The organism is Janibacter sp. LM (genome assembly GCF_039631275.1).
Classification (GTDB): Bacteria; Actinomycetota; Actinomycetes; order Actinomycetales; family Dermatophilaceae; genus Janibacter; species Janibacter terrae.
Map to the genome: position 1 here is coordinate 1 of NZ_JBDIVG010000019.1, position 19095 is coordinate 19095.

The following is a 19095-nucleotide window of genomic DNA, read 5'->3' on the forward strand; positions in this document are numbered from 1 at the left end:
GGCCGGTCGTGCGGCTCGACCCTGATCAGACCCGGCTGCGCAGCGCCGCGAGGACCTGCTCGACGGCCGTGGGGCGCCCGGCGACGCTCCACACGTGGCCGCGCACCTCGACCTGCTCCGCGCGGCCGCCCGCCGCGGTGACGAGGGCGGCACCGGGCAGCCAGTCCCACTCCGGCACCGACTGCTGGGCCCACACGCCGATGCGGCCCGCGGCGACGGCGGCGAGGTCGCACGAGCCGGAGCCGAACATCCGCACCGTCGCCGCGCCAGCGATGGCCGCCAGCCACGGCTCGCGCAGGTCGTCGACGTGCAGGACGGCGGGGTGCAGGTAGGTCGCCATGGCCACCTCGGCGAGCGGCAGGTCCGCGAGCTCCCCCGCGGCCGTGCCGTTGAGCGAGGTCGGCAGGTCGCGCCCGCCGAGCCAGGCCTCGTCGACGGCGGGCTGGTGCACGGCGCCCAGGACCAGCCCGTCGGTGTCGCGCAGGGCCAGCGCGCTGCACCACGTCCCGAGCCCGGCGAGGAAGTTGTACGTCCCGTCGACCGGGTCGACGACCCAGGTGCGGCCGGACCGCGACTCGGCCTCGGCGCCCTCCTCGCCGAGGATGCCGTCGTCGGGCCGCAGGCGACGCAGGGCGCCCTCCACGAGCTCCTCGGCCGCGTGGTCGGCGGCCGTCACCACGTCGGAGATCGAGGTCTTGGCCTGCCCCACGAGCCCGTCGGCGCGCATGCGGGCGGCCAGCTCCGCGGCCCGTCGGGTCAGCGCGGCGGCGAGGGCCGCGTCCTCGATGTCGGCGGGCAGGTCGGCGAGGTGGTCGTCCACGCGCCCCACACTATGGCCGTCCTCAGCGGGCGATGACGAAGCCCCGGTCGGTCGCCACCCGGGTCCACGGCCCGGCCGCGTGCACCTGCGCGACGGCACCGGCGGTGGGCCGCAGGAAGCCGAGCGCGTGCAGCCCGAAGGCCGTCCCCGCCGGCACCGGCGGCGTCGTCCGGGTGGGCCGTCCCCACACCCGGGCGCGCAGGTCGGCAACGGCCGCGGCGCCCGAGCCGTCGGGAGCCCCCTCGGCGACCTCGGCGACCCCCTCGCGGGCATGGGCGAGCAGCAGCTCGTCCGGCACGCGCCCGACGGGCTCCCAGCCGGAGCGCGGCGGGCTGATCGCGGCCCACGTGGGCGCGGAGGTCATCGGCGGGTCGGGCACCTCGGTGCCGCCGCGCGCGAGCCGGTCGGTCACGGCCGCGATCGGCACGGTGAGGTCGCGCTCGACCGGCTCGGCCAGGGCGAAGGTCCGCAGGCCCAGCACGAGCCCACCGTTGCCCAGGCCGCGGCCGGGCAGCACGCAGGTCCAGGCCGCGAGGACCGGACCGACCGCCTGGAGGCGCACGTCGCCCCCTTCGTCGACCCGCTTGGCCCGGCTGAGGTAGGTGGTGAGGTCGGCCGCGGACTCCTCGTCGGCGAGACGAAGGGGGGTCATCGCCGGCGGCGCATCGCGACGGGCTCGCCGAGCAGCGAGCCGAGAGCGGCCCGCTCGTCCGCAGTCAGCCGTCGAGGGCCCTGCGCGGCGAGGTCGAACGCGACGAGCGTGGACTCTGCCCGGGCGTACAGCATGTCGCGGTCGCGGATCTCGTAGCCCATGTCCCAGGTGGCGCCGCCGACCTGGGTCACCCACATCTCGATGGCGATCGGCTCGGGCCGGTAGACCATCTGCTCGAGGTACTCGATCTCCTGCCGCGCGAGGAGCACGCCGGAGCGGAGCATCGTGTCGCCGCCGCTGGAGTGGAACCACTCGCCGAAGGCCCTGATGCGTGCCTCCTCGAGGAGCCGGTGGTACTGCACGTTGTTGACGTGGCCGAAGGCGTCCATGTCGCCCCAGCGCAGGACCACCTCCGCCGTGAACCTGGGGTGGGCAGGGCTCTGGCTGGTCATGTCCACAGTCTCCCACCGGCTCGGTCGCCCGTCCCCAGGGTGTCCGCAGCCCACGGCGACGTCGGTGGGCTCGCCTACGGTGGACGTCATGAGCACCTCCACCACCACGACCCTGGCCGACGACGCGACCGCGGTCCTGCGCCGGCTCGTCGGACGCGACGACGTCACCTTCCGCGACGGCCAGCTCGAGGCGATCGAGGCGCTGGTCGGCGGCGGCCGTCGCGTCCTCGTCGTGCAGCGCACCGGCTGGGGCAAGTCGGCCGTGTACTTCGTCGCCTCGCGGCTGCAGCGGGCGAAGGGAGCCGGCCCCGCCCTCATCGTCTCCCCCCTCCTCGCCCTCATGCGTGACCAGATCGCGGCGGCCGAGCGCGCCGGGGTGCGTGCCGTGTCGATGAACTCCGCCAACGCCCAGGAGTGGGACGAGGTGCGAGACCGCCTCGCGCGCGACGAGGTCGACGTGCTCCTCGTGAGCCCGGAGCGGCTCAACAACCCGCGCTTCCGCGCGGAGCAGCTGCCCGACCTCACCCGACGGTGCGGCCTGCTCGTCGTCGACGAGGCGCACTGCGTGAGCGACTGGGGGCACGACTTCCGGCCCGACTACCGCCGGATCAAGGACCTGCTCGGGGAGCTCCCGCAGGGCACGCCGGTGCTCGCGACGACGGCGACGGCCAACGAGCGGGTCGTGCACGACGTCGAGGAGCAGCTCGCGGCGGGGACGCAGGACGAGGTGCTCACCGTGCGCGGACAGCTCGCGCGCGACAGCCTGCGGCTGGCGGTGCTGCCCCGCGCCGGGATGGACCAGCACCTCGCGTGGCTCGCCACCCACCTCGGGCAGCTCGAGGGCAGCGGCATCGTCTACACGCTGACCGTGAGCGCCGCCGAGGACGTGGCCGCCGCCCTGCAGGAGGCCGGGCACACGGTGGCCGCGTACACCGGGCGCTCCGACGCCGAGGAGCGCGCGTCGATGGAGGAGGCCCTGCGGCGCAACGAGGTCAAGGCGCTGGTGGCGACGAGCGCGCTCGGCATGGGCTTCGACAAGCCGGACCTGGGCTTCGTCGTCCATCTCGGGGCCCCGTCCTCGCCGGTGGCGTACTACCAGCAGGTCGGTCGCGCCGGTCGCGCCACCGAGCGGGCGGACGTCGTCCTCCTGCCCGGGCACGACGACGTGTCGATCTGGGAGCACTTCGCCTCGGCGTCCATGCCGCGCGAGGACCAGGCCGCGGCGGTGCTCACGGCCCTGGCCGAGGCCGGGCGCGCGCTGTCGACCGCGGCCCTGGAGACCATCGTCGATATCCGGCGCACCCGGCTGGAGCTGCTGCTCAAGGTGCTCGACGTCGACGGCGCCGTCCAGCGCGTGAGCGGCGGCTGGATCGGCACCGGCCAGCCGTGGGTCTACGACGCCGAGCGCTACGAGCGCGTCGCCGCTGCCCGCCAGGCGGAGCAGCAGCACATGCTCGACTACATCGCGACGGACGGGTGCCGCATGGCCTTCCTCCAGCGCACCCTGGACGACCCGAGCGCGCAGGACTGCGGCCGCTGCGACCGCTGCGCGGGACCGTGGATCGACGCGGACGTCGCGGCCGAGGCCCTCGGGTCCGCCCGCTCGACCCTGGACCGCGCCGGTGTCGACCTCGACCCGCGCGCGCAGTGGCCCACCGGCATGGACCGGCTCGGCGTGCCGGTCAGGGGCAAGATCCCGCCGACCGAGGGGATGTCACCCGGCCGCGCCCTGGCCCGCGTCACCGACCTCGGCTGGGGACCGCGGGTGCGCGACCTCCTGGCGCAGGACCAGCCGGTGCCCGACCAGGTGGTCCGCGCCGTCGTCCGCGTCCTCGCCGAGTGGGGCTGGCAGACCCGGCCCGCCGGCATCGTCGTGGTCCCGTCCCGCAGCCGGCCCACCCTCGTCACCTCCCTCGCCGAGCAGCTCGGCCAGATCGGCCGTCTGCCTGTCCTCGGGACGCTCGACCTCGTCGACGGCGGACCGGTCGGCGACCCCGGCGGCAACTCCGCCTACCGGCTCTCGGGCGTGTGGGAGCGGCTCGCGGTCGGCCCGGAGCTCGCCGCCGCCCTGCCCGGTCTCAGCGGGCCGGTGCTGCTCGTCGACGACATCGCCCACTCGCGGTGGACCCTCACCGTCGCCGCGCGCGCCCTGCGGCGTGCCGGGGCGCAGGAGGTCCTCCCCTTCGTCCTCGGCCTGGACGGCTGACGACACGTCCCCCACGTCGTCGCCTAGAGTCACGTCGTTGACCACCAGTCGAGGAGCCCCATGACCGCAGAGTCGATCGAGCAGGCACAGCGCATCGCGCTGAGCACGGCCCTGGCGGCCCTGGACCTCGAGGAGGTCGGGCACGCGACGATCCGGGTCGAGGGTCCCGAAGGGGTGGGCGAGCTCGGCGCGAGCGCCGCCGACGTCTTCGAGGGCGAGAGCATCGCGATGCCCCACGGCCGGGTCTTCGGCGGCCAGGTCCTCGCGCAGGCGCTCGTCGCGGCCGGACGCACGGTCCTGCCCGAGATGCCGCACCGCATGCCGCACTCCCTTCACGCGTACTTCATGCGGCCGGGCGACTCCAGCCTGCCGATCCGCTTCGCCGTCGAGCGCATGCGGGACGGCCGGTCCTTCTCGACCCGGCGGGTCCACGCGCTGCAGCACGGACGACCCATCCTGTCGATGACCGCCTCCTTCCAGGACCCCTCCGACGGGTTGGACCACCACCTGTCGATGCCCGAGGTGCCCTACCCCGAGGACCTCGAGTCGGTCGCGGACGCGTTCGCGCAGGTCGACCACCCCCGTGCGGAGTACATCGCCAGCCGGCCCGTCGACCACCGCTACGTCGACGGCGACGTGACGGTCGTCCCCGCACCCGACCACGAGGGCCGTCAGCGGGTGTGGTTCCGCACCGTCGCCCAGCTGCCCCACGACCAGCTGACCCGCTGCGCCGTGCTCGCCTTCGCCTCCGACTACACCCCCATCGACACCATGCTGCGTGCCCACGGGCTGACCTGGGCGGAGCCCGGGCTGACCGCCGCGACGATCGACCACACCATCTGGTTCCACCGACCGGTCGACCCGGGTGCCTGGTTGCTGTACGACCAGGAGTCCCCGTCGACCCGCTCCGGCCGCGGTCTCATGGTCGGCAAGGTCTTCAACGAGGACGGGGCGCTCGTCGCGACCATCGCCCAGGAGGCGATGGTGCGGATCAAGCCGCCCCGGGCCGACGGCACTGCCTGAGCCCTTCCTCTAAATTCGCGTCCCCGGCCCGCCCCGCGCGGCCCGGGTGGGGCTGCCAGTCGGCGGACGACCGGCCGCCCCGCTGCCGAGATCCGCGATGATCCAATGTTCTACGACATCGTCCTGTTGCCCAATTCACAGCCGATGCCGCGCCCGCGTCCACCTCGTGCCAATCATTTTTATCTGGCAGACTCCGGACTGTGACGAGCACACCGGCCCAGCCCGGACGCCGTAGCACTGTGGCCCCGCAGGAGGCCGGCGGCGGGAGCGACCTGCTGGACTCGGCCGTGCGTCGTGACCTCGTCGAGACCCTGGCCGCCCTGCCCGCGGGGCGGCGGGAAGAGGGCCTGACCGCACAGGAGCTGGGCGAGCTCGCCGGGCTCCACGTGACCACCGTCCGCTTCCACCTGGAGCGGCTCGTGGCGGGCGGACTGCTGACCACCCACTCCGTGCGCACCCGCGGCGTCGGACGCCCGCGCAAGAAGTACGCCATCGCCCGCGAGAGCCTGCCGGCGCCGCAGCGCGACGAGGCCTTCGTCCGGCTCGCGGAGCTCCTCGCGGAGACCTTCACGGCGCGGACCGAGGACGGCAGCCCGCTCACCCCGGAGCAGGCCGGCGCGGCCTGGGCCCACGAGCACGCCGCCCGGCTGCTCGGCGACCGTCCGCCCTCCGGGCCGGCCACCTCCCCCGGCGCCTGGCTGGCCACGGTCGGCCGGATGATCGACGTCCTGCGCGACTGGGGCTACACCCCGGACCTGCGCACGAGCGCCGAGGGCCGCACCGCCGACATCGACATCATCGGCTGCCCCTTCATCGAGCTCGCCCGCAGCCGGCCCGAGGTCGTGTGCGCCGTCCACCGCGGGCTCATGCGCGGCACGCTCGAGGTCCTCGGCGAGCCCGGTGCCGAGCTCGAGCTCACCCCCTTCGCCACCCCCACCCGCTGCACCGCCCACGTGACCACCCGGACCCCGTTCGCCCCTCGAGGAGGCACCGCATGACCCCTTCGCCCACCGGTGGACCCACCACCGACCTCCCCCGCTCCGCCGGGCTCGACGGGCCGCTGTCCGAGGCGCTCGTCGGCACCCGGCGCTTCTTCACCCGGGCGGGGATCTCGCAGGACCACCGGGCGATGTTCGTCGAGGGCGGACGCAGCGGCGACGCCTTCTACCGCGACCGCTGGAGCCACGACAAGGTCGTGCGCTCGACGCACGGCGTCAACTGCACCGGGTCGTGCTCGTGGAAGATCTACGTCAAGGACGGGATCATCACGTGGGAGGCGCAGCAGACCGACTACCCGAGCACCGGCGGCGACCGTCCCGAGTACGAGCCGCGAGGCTGCCCCCGAGGTGCCGCCTTCTCCTGGTACACCTACTCACCCACCCGCGTGCGCTACCCCTACGTCCGCGGCACCCTGCTCCAGATGTTCCGCGAGGCCAAGGAGCGCTACGGCGACCCCGTCGTCGCCTGGGGCTCGATCGTGCAGGACCCCGAGCTGACCCGCACCTACAAGAGCGGCCGTGGCAAGGGCGGGCTCGTCCGCGCCACGTGGGAGGAGGTGGTCGACATGGTCTCGGCCGCCTATGTCTACACGATCAAGCGGTGGGGCCCGGACCGCATCGCCGGCTTCTCCCCGATCCCCGCGATGTCGCAGGTCAGCTACGTCTCCGGCGCCCGCTTCAACGAGCTCATCGGCGCACCGATGCTCTCCTTCTACGACTGGTACGCCGACCTGCCCAATGCCTCGCCGCAGATGTTCGGAGACCAGACCGATGTCCCCGAGTCGGGCGACTGGTGGGACGCGGCCTACCTCATCATGTGGGGCTCCAACGTCCCGCTCACCCGCACCCCCGACGCCCACTGGATGACCGAGGCCCGCTACCGGGGGCAGAAGGTCATCGCCGTCGCCCCCGACTACGCGGAGAACGTGAAGTTCGCCGACGAGTGGGTCGCCGCGGCGCCGGGCACGGACGGGGCGCTGGCCATGGCGATGGGCCACGTGCTGCTCAAGGAGTACTTCGTCGACCGGCAGGTCGACTTCTTCACCGACTACAACCGGCAGTACACCGACCTGCCCTACCTCGTCACCCTCGAGCCCACGAGCGAAGGGGGGTACGCCCCCTCGAAGTTCCTCGTCGCCGGCGACTTCGACAACCCGGAGCAGACCTCGCAGAACGCGATGTGGAAGACCGCGGTCATCGACGAGGTGAGCGACGAGGTCGTGATCCCCAACGGCTCCATCGGCCACCGCTTCGGTGACGAGGGCCTGGGCCGCTGGAACCTCGAGCTCGGCGACGTGCGCCCGCGCCTGAGCCTCTACGGCGAGGCGCAGTCGGTGGAGGTCGAGCTGCCGCGCTTCGACAACCTCGACGGCGAGATGGGCACCGAGCGACGCGGCGTCCCGGTGCGCCGCGTCGGCGACCACCTCGTGACGACCGTCCTCGACCTGATGCTGGCCCACTACGGCGTCGCCCGCGAGGGTCTGCCCGGCGCCTGGCCCACGGGCTACGAGGACCCGAGCGTCCCCGCCACCCCGGCGTGGGGCGCCGAGATCACCGGTGTGCCCGTCGAGCAGATCGTGCGCCTGTCGCGCGAGTGGGCGGACAACGCCATCGACACGACCGGCCGCGGGATGATCCTCATGGGCGCCGGCACCAACCACTGGTACCACTCCGACCAGATCTACCGGGCGATGCTCGTCCTGACGACGATCACCGGCTGCCAGGGACGCAACGGCGGCGGCTGGGCCCACTACGTCGGCCAGGAGAAGGTGCGCCCCCTCATGGGCTTCCAGCACATGGCCTTCGCGCTCGACTGGGTCCGCCCGCCACGGCACATGAACCAGACGGCGTACTGGTACGTCAACACGAGCCAGTACCGCTACGACACCTTCGACGCCGACGAGGTCAACGGCAGCACGGGCACCTTCGCCGGACGCACGACGATGGACCTGCTCGCCCAGTCGGTGCGGCTGGGGTGGACCCCGAGCTACCCGCAGTTCGACCGCAGCTCGCTCGTCGTCGCCGACGAGGCCAAGGAGGCCGGTGTCCCCGTCGGCGAGTACGTGGCACGCTCCCTCACCGAGGGCAGCCTGCGCTTCGCGATCGAGGACCCCGAGGCGGAGGACAACCACCCGCGGATCCTGTCGCTGTGGCGGGCCAACCTCTTCGGCAGCTCGGCCAAGGGCAACGAGTACTTCCTGCGGCACCTGCTCGGCACGGACAACGCCGTCAAGGCGCGTGAGGCCGACGAGGCGCACCGCCCGCAGGACGTCGTCTGGGCCGACGAGGCCCCGGAGGGCAAGCTCGACCTGCTCGTCACCCTCGACTTCCGCATGACGAGCTCGACCCTGCTGTCGGACGTCGTCCTGCCGGCGGCCACCTGGTACGAGAAGCACGACATCAACACCACCGACATGCACCCCTTCATCCACTCCTTCAACCCGGCGATCGCGCCCCCGTGGCAGTCCAAGAACGACTGGGACACGTGGAAGGTCATCGCCAAGCGCTTCTCCGAGCTCGCGGCCGACCACCTCGGCACCCGCACCGACGTCGTCGCCAAGCCCCTGTGGCACGACACCCCCGAGGCCATGGCGACCGTCCACGGGCGCGTCCTGGACTGGGCGAAGGGAGAGTGCGAGGCGGTCCCCGGCAAGACCCTGCCGGTCCTGGCCGAGGTGACCCGCGACTACACCGCGGTGTACGACAAGATGACCTCGATCGGCCCGCTCCTCGACACCGTCGGCATGGTCACGAAGGGGGTGCCCTACGACCCCTCGCGCGAGATCGACCTGCTGCGCCAGCGCAACGGCACGGTCCACGGCGGCGCCGGCGACGGCCGCCCCCGGCTCGAGACCGACATCCACGTCGCCGAGGCGATCATGCACCTGTCGGGCACGACCAACGGCCACCTGTCGACCCAGGGTTTCAAGGCGCTCGAGAAGCGCACCGGCACCCGGCTGCACGACCTGGCCGCCGAGCACGAGGGCAAGCTGATCACCTTCGCCGACACCCAGGCGGCGCCCGTGCCGGTCATCACCTCCCCCGAGTGGTCGGGCAGCGAGTCCGGCGGTCGGCGCTATGCCCCCTTCACCATCAACATCGAGCGGCACAAGCCCTTCCACACCCTCACCGGACGCCAGCAGTTCTTCGTCGACCACGACTGGATGCTCGGCATGGGCGAGGGGCTGCCCACCTACCGACCACCGCTCAACATGACCCGCCTGTTCGGGGAGACACCGATCGGCGAGCAGACCGAGCTCGGGGTGAGCGTGCGGTACCTGACCCCGCACAACAAGTGGTCCATCCACTCGGAGTACCAGGACAACCTCTTCATGCTCAGCCTCAGCCGCGGCGGGCAGACCGTGTGGATGTCCGACGTCGACGCCGCCAAGATCGGCGTCAAGGACAACGACTGGATCGAGGCGGTCAACCGCAACGGCGTCGTCGCGGCACGCGCGGTGGTGAGCCACCGCATGCCGGAGGGCACCGTCTTCATGCACCACGCGCAGGACCGGCTGATCGACGTGCCGCTCACCGAGACCGACCAGCGACGGGGCGGCATCCACAACAGCCTGACCCGGATCCTGCTCAAGCCGAGCCACATCATCGGCGGCTACGCCCAGCTGTCCTACTTCTTCAACTACATCGGGCCCACGGGCAACAACCGCGACGAGGTCACGATGATCCGTCGTCGCACCAACCAGGAGGTCCAGTACTGATGCGCGTCATGGCACAGATGGCGATGGTCATGAACCTCGACAAGTGCATCGGGTGCCACACCTGCTCGGTCACCTGCAAGCAGGCGTGGACCAACCGCTCGGGCACCGAGTACGTGTGGTTCAACAACGTCGAGACCCGCCCGGGTCTGGGCTACCCGCGCGGCTACGAGGACCAGGAGGAGTGGAAGGGGGGCTGGGAGCGCGCCGCCAACGGTCGCCTCAAGCTGCGGGCGGGGGGACGGATCAACAAGCTGCTCAACATCTTCTCCAACCCGAAGATGCCGAGCATCCACGACTACTACGAGCCGTGGACCTACGACTACGAGACCCTGCTCAACGCCCCGGCCCAGAAGCACTTCCCCGTCGCGCGTCCCTACTCGCTGATCTCCGGCAAGAAGATGAACGTGTCGTGGTCGGCCAACTGGGACGACGACCTGGGCGGCAGCCTCGAGCACGCCGTCAAGGACCCGATGCTCAAGGGCATCGAGGACAAGGTGAAGTTCGAGTTCGACCAGACCTTCATGTTCTACCTGCCGCGGATCTGCGAGCACTGCCTCAACCCCAGCTGCGCGGCCTCCTGCCCCTCCGGCGCGATCTACAAGCGCGAGGAGGACGGCATCGTCCTCGTCGACCAGGACCAGTGCCGCGGCTGGCGCATGTGCGTCACCGGGTGCCCCTACAAGAAGGTCTACTTCAACCACAAGACCGGCAAGGCGGAGAAGTGCACCTTCTGCTACCCGCGGGTCGAGGTGGGCATCCCGACGGTCTGCGCCGAGACCTGCGTGGGACGCCTGCGCTACATCGGGATCATGCTCTACGACGCCGACCGGGTCCTCGACGCGGCCTCGGTGGAGGACGACCACGACCTCTACGAGGCCCAGCGCTCGGTCTTCCTCGACCCCTTCGACCCGCAGGTGCAGCGGGCCGCAGAGCAGGCCGGCATCCCCGGTGACTGGGTCGAGGCCGCCAAGGCCTCGCCGGTGCGCCGGTTGATCATGGACTACAAGGTGGCGCTCCCCCTGCACCCGGAGTACCGCACCATGCCGATGGTCTGGTACATCCCGCCGCTGTCGCCGGTCGTCGACGTCATCAAGGACACCGGGTACGACGGCGAGGACAAGGACAACCTCTTCGCGGCCATCGACACCCTGCGCATCCCGGTCGAGTACCTCGCCAACCTCTTCACCGCCGGCGACGTCCGGCCGGTCGACGAGGTGCTCAAGAAGCTCGCCGCCATGCGCAGCTACATGCGCGACATCAACCTCGGCCGCGACCCCCGGGCGGAGATCCCGGAGGCCGTCGGCATGGAGGAGGAGGCGATGTACGACATGTACCGCCTGCTCGCCCTGGCCAAGTACGACGAGCGCTACGTGATCCCCACCGCCCACGGCGAGCAGGCCCACGGGCTCGAGGAGCTCGCCACGGACTGCGCCGTCTCCGGCTACGACGAGGAGATCGACCTGTCCGGCCCCTTCGGCGAGGGGTCCGGCCGTGGTGCCCTCACCCCGGTGGCGGTGGAGAACTTCCAGATGCTGCAGGAGCGGCAGACCTCCGACCAGCTCGTCGCGGGTGGCACGAAGGCCGGCCGGGTCAACCTGCTCAACTGGGACGGCAAGGGCACCCCAGAGGGGCTCTTCCCGGACCAGTCGCGCGGTGACCGGCCATGATGCCCTGGCGACGCCACCGCAGGAGCGAGCCCGCCGTGCAGGGACGGGCCCTCGCCGACGCCTGGCAGGTGATCTCGCTGCTCCTCGACTACCCCGACGAGCGTCTCGTCGCGCTCGTCCCCGTCCTGCGCCAGAGCGCGCAGGGGCTGCCGGCCTCGGTCGGCGAGCCCCTCGTCGACCTCCTCGACCACATCGAGCGCACCGACCTGACCGACCTGCAGGCGCAGTACGTCGACACCTTCGACGTGACCCGTCGGTGCGCGCTGCACCTGACCTACTTCCTGCACGGTGACACCCGGAAGCGGGGGGTCGCGCTCGTGCAGTTCAAGCAGGCCTACCGGGCCGCCGGGGTGCAGCTGGACGACGAGGACGCCGAGCTGCCCGACCACCTGTGCGTCCTGCTCGAGTTCGGTGCCACCTGCGACCCGGACACGGCGTGGCGGCTGCTCAACGACCACCGCGTCGGGATCGAGCTGCTGCACACCGCCCTCACCGGCAAGCAGTCCCCGTGGCTGCCCGCCGTCCGGGCGCTGCGCGCCACCCTCCCCCGGCTGCGGGGCGACGACGAGGAGGCGCTCGGCCGCCTCATCGCCGAGGGCCCGCCGCAGGAGGACGTCGGCATCGACACCGCCCCCTACGCGCAGGACCCGGCGCTCGACGAGCACCTGGCCGGCCCCCTTCGTCCCTCGCCTCCCGCCGCGTCCCACCTCGGCGCGACCATCCCCGTAGGAGCCCCCCGATGAGCACCTTCCTCTGGGTCATCGTCCCCTACCTCACCCTGGCGACCTTCGTCGTCGGGCACGTCTGGCGCTACCGGTACGACAAGTTCGGCTGGACGACGCGCTCCTCCCAGCTCTACGAGGACCGGCTGCTGCGCATCGGCAGCCCGCTCTTCCACTTCGGCATGCTCGGCGTCATCGCCGGTCACGTCATCGGCCTGGTCATCCCGCAGGTGTGGACCGACGCGCTCGGCCTGAGCCGGCACGCCTACCACGTCATCGCGCTGGCCGGCGGCATCCCGGCCGGCATCGCGACCCTCGTGGGCCTGGCCATCCTCGTCTACCGCCGGCGCACGACCGGCCCGGTCTTCTCCGCCACCACGACGAACGACAAGGTGATGTACGTCTTCCTCGCCGCCGTCATCGTCCTGGGCATGTGGAACACCGTCGCCGGCTCGCTCCTGCAGTTCGGCGGCGAGTACAACTACCGTGACGGGGTCTCGCCGTGGTGGCGCGGGGTCTTCACCTTCCGTCCGGACGCCCAGCTGATGCAGGACGCGCCGATCGGCTTCAAGCTGCACGCCCTCGTCGCCATGGGGCTCTTCGCGATGTGGCCGTTCACCCGGCTCGTCCATGTCTTCAGCGCACCCGTCGGGTACCTCACCCGGCCCTACCTGGTCTACCGCTCCCGGGACGCCCGCAGCGGGTACGGCACGGGCACCTCGGCGCCGCGCCGTGGCTGGGACAAGCCCGACCTGCCCAGCCGGAGGTGACCGGGCTACCGTCGGCACCATGACCCTCTCCCCGCTCGTGGCTCCCGGTCCGGCGCTCACCGGGGACCAGGTGAGCCGGTACTCGCGCCACCTCCTCATGCCCACGATCGGCGAAGGGGGACAACGTCGCCTCCTCGCCGCCCGGGTCGCCGTCATCGGTGCGGGAGGGCTCGGCTCCCCCTCGCTGCTGTACCTCGCGGGCGCGGGCGTCGGGCGCCTCACGGTGGTCGACGACGACCGCGTCGACGAGACCAACCTGCAGCGACAGGTCATCCACGCGACGGGCGACGTCGGCCGCCCCAAGGTCGACAGCGCTCTGGAGCGGGTGCGGGCGCTCAACCCCGACATCGAGGTCGTCGGCGTGCGCGAGCACCTCGACGCGGACAACGCCCGTCAGCTGCTCGCCGACCACGACCTCGTGCTCGACGGCAGCGACAACTTCGAGACGCGCTACGCCGTCGCCGACGCCTGCGACGAGCTCGGGATCCCGCTCGTGTGGGCGGCGGTGTACCGCACCGAGGCCCACCTGACCGTCTTCTGGCCGGGGGCACCCGAGGGACTGCCGGCGCCCGGTCTGCGGGACCTCTTCCCCGAGCCGCCGGCCCCCGGCAGCGTGCCGGCCTGCGGCGACGCCGGGGTCGTCGGGCCGCTCGTCGGGCAGGTCGGCTCGATGATGGCGACCGAGGCCATCAAGCTCATCACCGGTGTCGGAGCGCCCCTGCTCGGGCGGCTGCTCTTCATCGACGTGCTCGCCGCGACCCAGCGCGAGATCCCCCTCGTCGCGCGGCACCCGCGGGCGGCGGGGACGCCCCGCCCGGCCCGCACGGCACCAGCACCCCCGGAGGAGCCGGGCGTCCCGACGCTCTCCGCCGCGGAGCTGGCCGCTCGTCTGGCTGGGGCGGACGCCCCCTTCGTCCTGGACGTGCGCGAGGATCACGAGCTGGCCGCGGGGGTCGTCCCCGGCGCCGTGCACATCCCCGTCGCTCGGCTGACCTCCGACCCCACCGCGGCGGCGGAGGTCCCGACCGACCGGGACGTCGTCCTCGTCTGCCGCGCTGGGCCACGGGCCCGGCTCGCCGCGAGCGCCCTGCTGGCGCGCGGGCACGACCGGCTGCTCGTCCTCGACGGTGGGATGCTCGCCTGGCCCGACCCCGTCCCGCACACCCCGGAGACCCCATGACCACCGACCGCGTGCTGCTCACGGTCGAGGAGTACCTCGACGAGCTGCTGACCCACCTGCTCGACGGGTCCGGGCCCCTCGACGAGACCGAGGAGGTCCCGCTCCCCGACGCGCTCGGGCGCGTGCTCGCGCAGCCGGTGACGGCGGTCGGCGACGTCCCGGCCTTCGCCAACTCGGCCATGGACGGCTACGCGGTGCGGCGGGAGGACCTGGGCACGCTGCCCACCATCCTCCAGGTCGTCGGCGCCGTGCCCGCCGGCTCGGGCGAGGACCCGGCACTCGCACCGGGGCAGTGCGTGCGCATCATGACCGGCGCGCCCGTCCCGACCGGCGCCGACACGATCGTCCCCGTCGAGGCCACCGACGGCGGGACTGCGGAGGTGACGATCGCCCGGGTCGGCGAGCGCGGGCAGCACGTCCGCGGCGCGGGCGAGGACGTGCGCGGGGGCGACGTCGTCGCGGCCGCCGGGACCACCGTCACCGCGCGGGTGCTCGGGTCGCTCGCCGCGGCCGGGACCGCGACCGTCACGGTCCGCCGCCGCCCCGTCGTCGCGATCGCCGCGACCGGCGACGAGCTCGTCGCCCCCGGCACCCCGCTCGCGCGGGGGCAGATCTTCGAGTCCAACGGCACCCACCTCGCCGCCACCCTGCGCGAGCTGGGCGCCGAGGTCCGGGCCACGGTCGTGCTCACGGACGACACCGAGGCCTTCGCCGCGGGACTCGACGAGCTGACCTCCGGCGCGGACCTCGTCCTGCTCACCGGCGGGGTGAGCGTCGGCGACTTCGACGTCTCGCGGATCGTGCTGGAGCGCTCGGGCGCGACCTTCCGCCACGTGCGCATGCAGCCGGGCAAGCCGCAGGGATGGGCCCGCTGGCGCGAGGTGCCGGTGCTCGCCCTGCCGGGCAACCCGGTCTCGACGGCGATCTCCTTCGAGGTCTTCGGCCGTCCGCTGCTCGACCGGCTCCTCGGCCGCGCGCCCCTGCCCGGGCCGACCCGGGCCGTGGCCGGGTCGGCGTGGCGCTCCCCCGCGGGACGCCGCCAGTACGTCCCGGTCGTCCTGTCCAGCGACGACGTCGGACGGCTCGTCGCGACCCCCAGCCACGCGCGCGGCTCGGCCTCCCACATGGTCACCTCGCTCGCCGGCGCGCAGGCGCTGGCGGTCGTCGCCGAGGAGACCGATGCCGTCGAGCCCGGCGACCTCGTGCAGATCAGGAGCCTGTAGATGAATCACCCCCTCACCCACCTCGACCACCGCGGGCACGCCCGCATGGTCGACGTCACCGACAAGACCCCGACCGTGCGATCCGCGACCGCGGCCGGACGGGTGGCCACCTCCCCCGAGACGGTCGCGCTCCTGCGGGACGGCACCGTGCCGAAGGGGGACGTGCTCGCCGTCGCGCGCATCGCCGGGATCCAGGCGGCCAAGAAGACCCCCGAGCTGCTACCGCTCGCCCACGTCATCGGGGTCCACGGGGCGGTCGTCGACCTGGAGATCACCGACGCGGGCGTGGAGATCACCGCGACCGTGCGCACGGCCGACCGCACCGGCGTCGAGATGGAGGCGCTCACGAGCGTCACCGTCGCGGCGCTCGCCGTCATCGACATGGTCAAGGGACGTGACCGCGGCGCCCACATCACCGACGTGCGGCTGCTGGAGAAGACCGGCGGTCGCAGTGGCACCTGGACCCGGGAGGACGCATGAGCGAGCCCATCCCCTTCGACGCCGTCGTCCTCGCCGGGGGTGCCGCCGAGCGGCTCGGCGGGGCGAGCAAGCCCGATGTCGAGCTCGGCGGCGCACGCCTCGTCGACCGCGTGCTCGTCGCCGTCTCCGACGCCCGCGAGATCGTCGTCGTCGGCGACGTCGACGTCCCCCCCGGCGTGCACCGCACCCTCGAGGACCCGCCGCTCGGCGGCCCCGTCGCGGGGGTGGCCGCCGGCCTCGACGCGCTGGCTGCCGACGGTGCCGCCGACTGGACCGTGCTGCTCGCCTGCGACCTCGCCGACCCCCTCCCCGCCCTCGGCCGGCTGCTCGCCGCCTGGTCGTACGCACAGCGCAGCGCGGACGTGGACACGGCAGAGCACGACGGCTGGTGCCTGGAGGACTCCACGGGGCATCCCCAGTGGCTGCTCGGGATCCACCGCACGGCGTCCCTGCGGCGAGCGCTGGAACGGCTGGGCCCGCCCAGGGACCGGTCGATGAAGAGCCTGCTCGGGCAGTCGGTGCTCGTCACCGTGCCGGCGAGCGACGACGACGTGGCCGACATCGACACCTGGACCGACCACGCCCGCTGGGTGGAGCGACTGCGCGACGAGGAGGCACCGTGACCGATCTCGAGACGACCCGCGCGCTGTGGGCGGACTGGATCGAGGACGCCTGCGCCGCGGTCGGCATCGACCCCGAGTGCGTCGACGTGGTGACCATCCACGCGATGACCAAGACGATCGCCCACGGCTTCGAGCGCCCGATGGCGCCGGTCGGCGCCTACATCCTCGGGGTCGCCGTCGGGCACCTGCAGGAGCAGGGCCGGCCGGTCGACGTGGACTCCCTGAGCCAGGCGCTCGAGGCGACGATCACCGACCGTGAGCAGGAGGAGCAGGCATGACGACGATCAGGTACTTCGCGGCAGCGGCCGAGGCCGCCGGCACCGACGAGGAACGCCTGGACGGGAGGACCGTGGGCGAGGTCCTCGCGCAGGCCGAGGCGGCCCACGGTGCACGGCTGACGGAGGTCCTGCAGCGGTGCTCGGTGCTGCACGCCGGGCGCTACGTCGACGACGGCGACACCCCGGTCACCGCCGGCGCGACGATCGACGTGCTGCCCCCCTTCGCCGGGGGCTGATGCTCAGCCGCCGATCGCGCTCATCGGCCGCGGCGGCTGGAGGAACCCGGGCTCGTTGATCCCGTGCCCGGGACGCTTGGTGGCCAGGCAGGCGTGGACGAGCTCGTGGACCTCGGCCTCGCTCGCCCCGGAGCGCAGCGGTCCACGCAGATCGGTCTCCCCGCGCGCGAAGAGGCAGTTGCGCAGCTGGCCGTCCGCGGTGAGGCGCAACCGGTCGCACGAGCCGCAGAAGGGCATCGTCACCGAGGCGATGACGCCCACGGTCGCCGGCCCACCGTCGACGTGGAAGCGCTCGGCCGGGGCGGCTCCTCGACCGGGCACCTCGGTGAGCTCGAAGGCCGTGCGCAGCTGCTCGAAGATCTCCGCGCCCGTGACCATCTCGGTGCGTTGCCACGTGTGCTGCGCGTCCAGCGGCATCTGCTCGATGAACCGCAGCTCGTACCCGCGCTCGACCGCCCAGCGCGTGAGGTCGACGGCCTCGTCGTCGTTGATCCCCCGTTGCAGCACGGAGTTGACCTTGACCGGCCGCAGGCCGGCGTCGTGGGCCGCCGCCATGCCGGCGACGACCTCGTCGAAGCGGTCGCGGCGGGTGATCTCGTGGAAACGCTCGGGCCGCAGGGTGTCGAGGCTGACGTTGACCCGGGCGAGCCCGGCCTCGGCGAGGGCTGCGGCCACCTTGGTCAGCCCCAGGCCGTTGGTCGTCATCGACACCTCGGGCGCGCCCTCGGGGCCCTCCATCGCCGCGATCGCCGCGACGATCTCGACGACGTCGGGGCGCACGAGCGGCTCGCCGCCGGTGAGCCGCACCTCGCTGATGCCGGCCGTCACGGCCGCCTCGACGAGGGTCAGCAGCTCCGGTGTCGTGAGCAGCTCGTCCTTGGGCAGCCACGGCAGGCCCTCGGCGGGCATGCAGTACGTGCACCGCAGGTTGCACTTGTCGGTGAGCGAGACGCGCAGGTCGCGGTGGAGGCGGCCGTGGGGGTCGACCAGCGGGCGGGTCATCAGCAGCTCAACCCCGACCACGCGTGCGTGCCGTCCGCCTCGAACTGCTGCTTCCACACCGGCAGCTCGTGCTTGACCGCCTCGACGAGCGCCCGGCAGATCGTGAAGGCGAGGTCCCGGTGCGCGGTCCCCACGGCCACGACGAGCGCGAGGTCGCCGACCTCGAGGTCCCCGACGCGGTGCACGGCGTGCACGCTCGCCTCGCCCTGCGGGTCGAGGTCGCGCAGGACGCGCTCGACGATCTCGACGACCAGGCGCGGCGCGTCGGGATGACAGGTGTAGCGCAGCGCGACGACCCTGCCGCCGGCCTCGGGGTCGTGGTCGCGCACCTGCCCGACGAAGCTCGCCACCGCCCCGTGGCCGGGGTCGTCGACGCTCGCGAGCACCCCGGCGAGGTCGACCTCGTCGGTCGCGATGCGGGCGATGCGGGTCAGGTCGGCCATCAGTGGTCGCCTCCGGAGATCTGGTCGAGGACGTGGCCGACGAGGGGCAGCAGGACCTGCAGGCCCTGCGTCACCCCCTTCGTGCTGCCGGGGAGGTTGACGACGAGCGCGCCGGGACACTCGTCGCTCGCGTCGACGATGCCGACGAGACCGCGCGAGATGGCGGCGAAGGGGGTCTGCCGCGCGCCCTCGGCACGGAGCAGCTCCGCCAGCCCGGGCACCTCGCGGTCGAGCACGGGCGCGGTCCCCTCGGGGGTGCGATCGCGCGGGGAGAGACCGGTGCCCCCCGTGGTGACGACGAGTCGGGCACCGTCGGCGAGCGCGGCACGCAGCGCTGCCTCGACGGCGTCCGCGCCGTCGGGCACGAGGCTCGTGGTGACCGTGTGGCCCTCCGCCTGCAGGAGCTCGACTGCGGCGTCGCCGGAGACGTCCTCGCGCGCGCCGGAGCTCACCCGGTCGGAGACCGTGATGACGTGGACGGTGTCGCTCACCGGACCCCCTTCGCTCGTGGTCTCCCCCAGTCTCTCAAACTCGGGTGCGCGCACGGGGGCCGGCGGCTCCGTGTCTCACGGAGCGGCCGGCCGCCGGTGCAGCGTCGGGG

The 19095-nt window shown here is 72.9% G+C and carries 19 protein-coding genes; 13 read left to right on the forward strand and 6 right to left on the reverse strand.

The annotated features are described in order from the left end of the window. Positions 1-25: 25 nt before the first annotated feature. From ABC138_RS11360 to ABC138_RS11370, 3 genes are read right to left on the reverse strand one after another with little or no spacing between them, the layout of a single operon-like run. Positions 26-820: an inositol monophosphatase family protein gene (locus tag ABC138_RS11360; RefSeq protein ID WP_345913742.1), complete on the reverse strand. Its 795-nt coding sequence runs from the start codon at positions 818-820 to the stop codon at positions 26-28. A 22-nt stretch (positions 821-842) separates the two neighbouring features. Continuing rightward, positions 843-1472: a hypothetical protein gene (locus tag ABC138_RS11365; protein ID WP_345913743.1), complete on the reverse strand. Its 630-nt coding sequence runs from the start codon at positions 1470-1472 to the stop codon at positions 843-845. Beyond that, positions 1469-1924, reverse strand: coding sequence for a thioesterase family protein (locus ABC138_RS11370; protein ID WP_338537832.1), 456 nt, complete (start codon positions 1922-1924; stop codon positions 1469-1471). Before ABC138_RS11370 ends, ABC138_RS11365 begins: the two co-directional genes overlap by 4 nt. 88 nt (positions 1925-2012) lie before the next feature. On the opposite strand from ABC138_RS11370, the gene ABC138_RS11375 reads away from it, so the two are divergent. The 13 genes from ABC138_RS11375 (at position 2013) to ABC138_RS11435 (ending at position 17049) form a co-directional block, all read left to right on the forward strand. Beyond that, entirely contained in the window at positions 2013-4130 is a 2118-nt protein-coding gene (locus tag ABC138_RS11375) for a RecQ family ATP-dependent DNA helicase (protein WP_345913744.1), read from the forward strand. 60 nt (positions 4131-4190) lie between these two features. After that, positions 4191-5153, forward strand: a complete 963-nt coding sequence (locus ABC138_RS11380) for an acyl-CoA thioesterase II (RefSeq protein ID WP_338537830.1) — start codon at positions 4191-4193, stop codon at positions 5151-5153. A 200-nt stretch (positions 5154-5353) separates the two neighbouring features. Continuing rightward, entirely contained in the window at positions 5354-6151 is a 798-nt protein-coding gene (locus tag ABC138_RS11385) for a helix-turn-helix domain-containing protein (RefSeq protein ID WP_345913745.1), read from the forward strand. Then, the gene (locus ABC138_RS11390; protein WP_068322634.1) at positions 6148-9870 is read left to right on the forward strand and encodes a nitrate reductase subunit alpha; all 3723 of its coding nucleotides are present in this window, start codon (positions 6148-6150) and stop codon (positions 9868-9870) included. The genes ABC138_RS11385 and ABC138_RS11390 overlap by 4 nt, the downstream gene beginning before the upstream one ends. After that, positions 9870-11537, forward strand: coding sequence for a nitrate reductase subunit beta (gene narH / locus ABC138_RS11395; protein ID WP_338537827.1), 1668 nt, complete (start codon positions 9870-9872; stop codon positions 11535-11537). Before ABC138_RS11390 ends, narH begins: the two co-directional genes overlap by 1 nt. Positions 11538-11572: 35 nt before the next feature. Beyond that, a complete protein-coding gene (gene narJ, locus ABC138_RS11400) occupies positions 11573-12280 on the forward strand; it encodes a nitrate reductase molybdenum cofactor assembly chaperone (RefSeq protein ID WP_345913746.1) in 708 nt (235 codons plus the stop codon). Continuing rightward, positions 12277-13029: a respiratory nitrate reductase subunit gamma gene (gene narI / locus ABC138_RS11405; RefSeq protein ID WP_068322624.1), complete on the forward strand. Its 753-nt coding sequence runs from the start codon at positions 12277-12279 to the stop codon at positions 13027-13029. The genes narJ and narI overlap by 4 nt, the downstream gene beginning before the upstream one ends. 19 nt (positions 13030-13048) lie before the next feature. Then, on the forward strand, positions 13049-14209 hold the full coding sequence (locus ABC138_RS11410) for a ThiF family adenylyltransferase (protein ID WP_345913747.1): 1161 nt from the start codon (positions 13049-13051) through the stop codon (positions 14207-14209). Further along, positions 14206-15432, forward strand: coding sequence for a gephyrin-like molybdotransferase Glp (gene glp / locus ABC138_RS11415; RefSeq protein WP_338537824.1), 1227 nt, complete (start codon positions 14206-14208; stop codon positions 15430-15432). Before ABC138_RS11410 ends, glp begins: the two co-directional genes overlap by 4 nt. Continuing rightward, positions 15433-15912 carry a cyclic pyranopterin monophosphate synthase MoaC gene (moaC, locus tag ABC138_RS11420; RefSeq protein WP_068322615.1) on the forward strand — a complete coding sequence of 160 codons (480 nt, stop codon included), beginning with the start codon at positions 15433-15435 and terminating at the stop codon, positions 15910-15912. Next, the gene (locus tag ABC138_RS11425) at positions 15909-16535 is read left to right on the forward strand and encodes an NTP transferase domain-containing protein (RefSeq protein WP_068322612.1); all 627 of its coding nucleotides are present in this window, start codon (positions 15909-15911) and stop codon (positions 16533-16535) included. Before moaC ends, ABC138_RS11425 begins: the two co-directional genes overlap by 4 nt. Continuing rightward, entirely contained in the window at positions 16532-16813 is a 282-nt protein-coding gene (locus ABC138_RS11430) for a DUF6457 domain-containing protein (protein ID WP_068322609.1), read from the forward strand. Before ABC138_RS11425 ends, ABC138_RS11430 begins: the two co-directional genes overlap by 4 nt. After that, positions 16810-17049 (forward strand): MoaD/ThiS family protein, encoded by a 240-nt coding sequence (locus ABC138_RS11435; protein ID WP_068322607.1) that lies wholly within the window; start codon positions 16810-16812, stop codon positions 17047-17049. Before ABC138_RS11430 ends, ABC138_RS11435 begins: the two co-directional genes overlap by 4 nt. Positions 17050-17052: 3 nt before the next feature. Here ABC138_RS11435 and moaA read toward each other — a convergent pair whose 3' ends face one another. From moaA to ABC138_RS11450, 3 genes are read right to left on the reverse strand one after another with little or no spacing between them, the layout of a single operon-like run. Then, positions 17053-18051, reverse strand: coding sequence for a GTP 3',8-cyclase MoaA (gene moaA / locus ABC138_RS11440; protein ID WP_345913748.1), 999 nt, complete (start codon positions 18049-18051; stop codon positions 17053-17055). Then, positions 18051-18494 (reverse strand): molybdenum cofactor biosynthesis protein MoaE, encoded by a 444-nt coding sequence (locus ABC138_RS11445; RefSeq protein WP_068322601.1) that lies wholly within the window; start codon positions 18492-18494, stop codon positions 18051-18053. Before ABC138_RS11445 ends, moaA begins: the two co-directional genes overlap by 1 nt. Then, entirely contained in the window at positions 18494-18985 is a 492-nt protein-coding gene (locus ABC138_RS11450; protein WP_068423259.1) for a MogA/MoaB family molybdenum cofactor biosynthesis protein, read from the reverse strand. The genes ABC138_RS11445 and ABC138_RS11450 overlap by 1 nt, the downstream gene beginning before the upstream one ends. Positions 18986-19095 lie beyond the last annotated feature (110 nt).

Bases quoted from the DNA above. Each gene is read 5' to 3' on its own strand.
- ABC138_RS11390 (WP_068322634.1), top strand. From the start codon at position 6,148: ATGACCCCTTCGCCCACCGGTGGACCCACCACCGACCTCCCCCGCTCC.
- ABC138_RS11435 (WP_068322607.1), top strand. From the start codon at position 16,810: ATGACGACGATCAGGTACTTCGCGGCAGCGGCCGAGGCCGCCGGCACC.
- ABC138_RS11380 (WP_338537830.1), top strand. From the start codon at position 4,191: ATGACCGCAGAGTCGATCGAGCAGGCACAGCGCATCGCGCTGAGCACG.
- moaA (WP_345913748.1), bottom strand. From the start codon at position 18,051: ATGACCCGCCCGCTGGTCGACCCCCACGGCCGCCTCCACCGCGACCTG.
- moaC (WP_068322615.1), top strand. From the start codon at position 15,433: ATGAATCACCCCCTCACCCACCTCGACCACCGCGGGCACGCCCGCATG.
- ABC138_RS11375 (WP_345913744.1), top strand. From the start codon at position 2,013: ATGAGCACCTCCACCACCACGACCCTGGCCGACGACGCGACCGCGGTC.
- narI (WP_068322624.1), top strand. From the start codon at position 12,277: ATGAGCACCTTCCTCTGGGTCATCGTCCCCTACCTCACCCTGGCGACC.
- ABC138_RS11425 (WP_068322612.1), top strand. From the start codon at position 15,909: ATGAGCGAGCCCATCCCCTTCGACGCCGTCGTCCTCGCCGGGGGTGCC.
- ABC138_RS11410 (WP_345913747.1), top strand. From the start codon at position 13,049: ATGACCCTCTCCCCGCTCGTGGCTCCCGGTCCGGCGCTCACCGGGGAC.
- narH (WP_338537827.1), top strand. From the start codon at position 9,870: ATGCGCGTCATGGCACAGATGGCGATGGTCATGAACCTCGACAAGTGC.
- ABC138_RS11445 (WP_068322601.1), bottom strand. From the start codon at position 18,494: ATGGCCGACCTGACCCGCATCGCCCGCATCGCGACCGACGAGGTCGAC.
- ABC138_RS11365 (WP_345913743.1), bottom strand. From the start codon at position 1,472: ATGACCCCCCTTCGTCTCGCCGACGAGGAGTCCGCGGCCGACCTCACC.
- ABC138_RS11370 (WP_338537832.1), bottom strand. From the start codon at position 1,924: ATGACCAGCCAGAGCCCTGCCCACCCCAGGTTCACGGCGGAGGTGGTC.
- glp (WP_338537824.1), top strand. From the start codon at position 14,206: ATGACCACCGACCGCGTGCTGCTCACGGTCGAGGAGTACCTCGACGAG.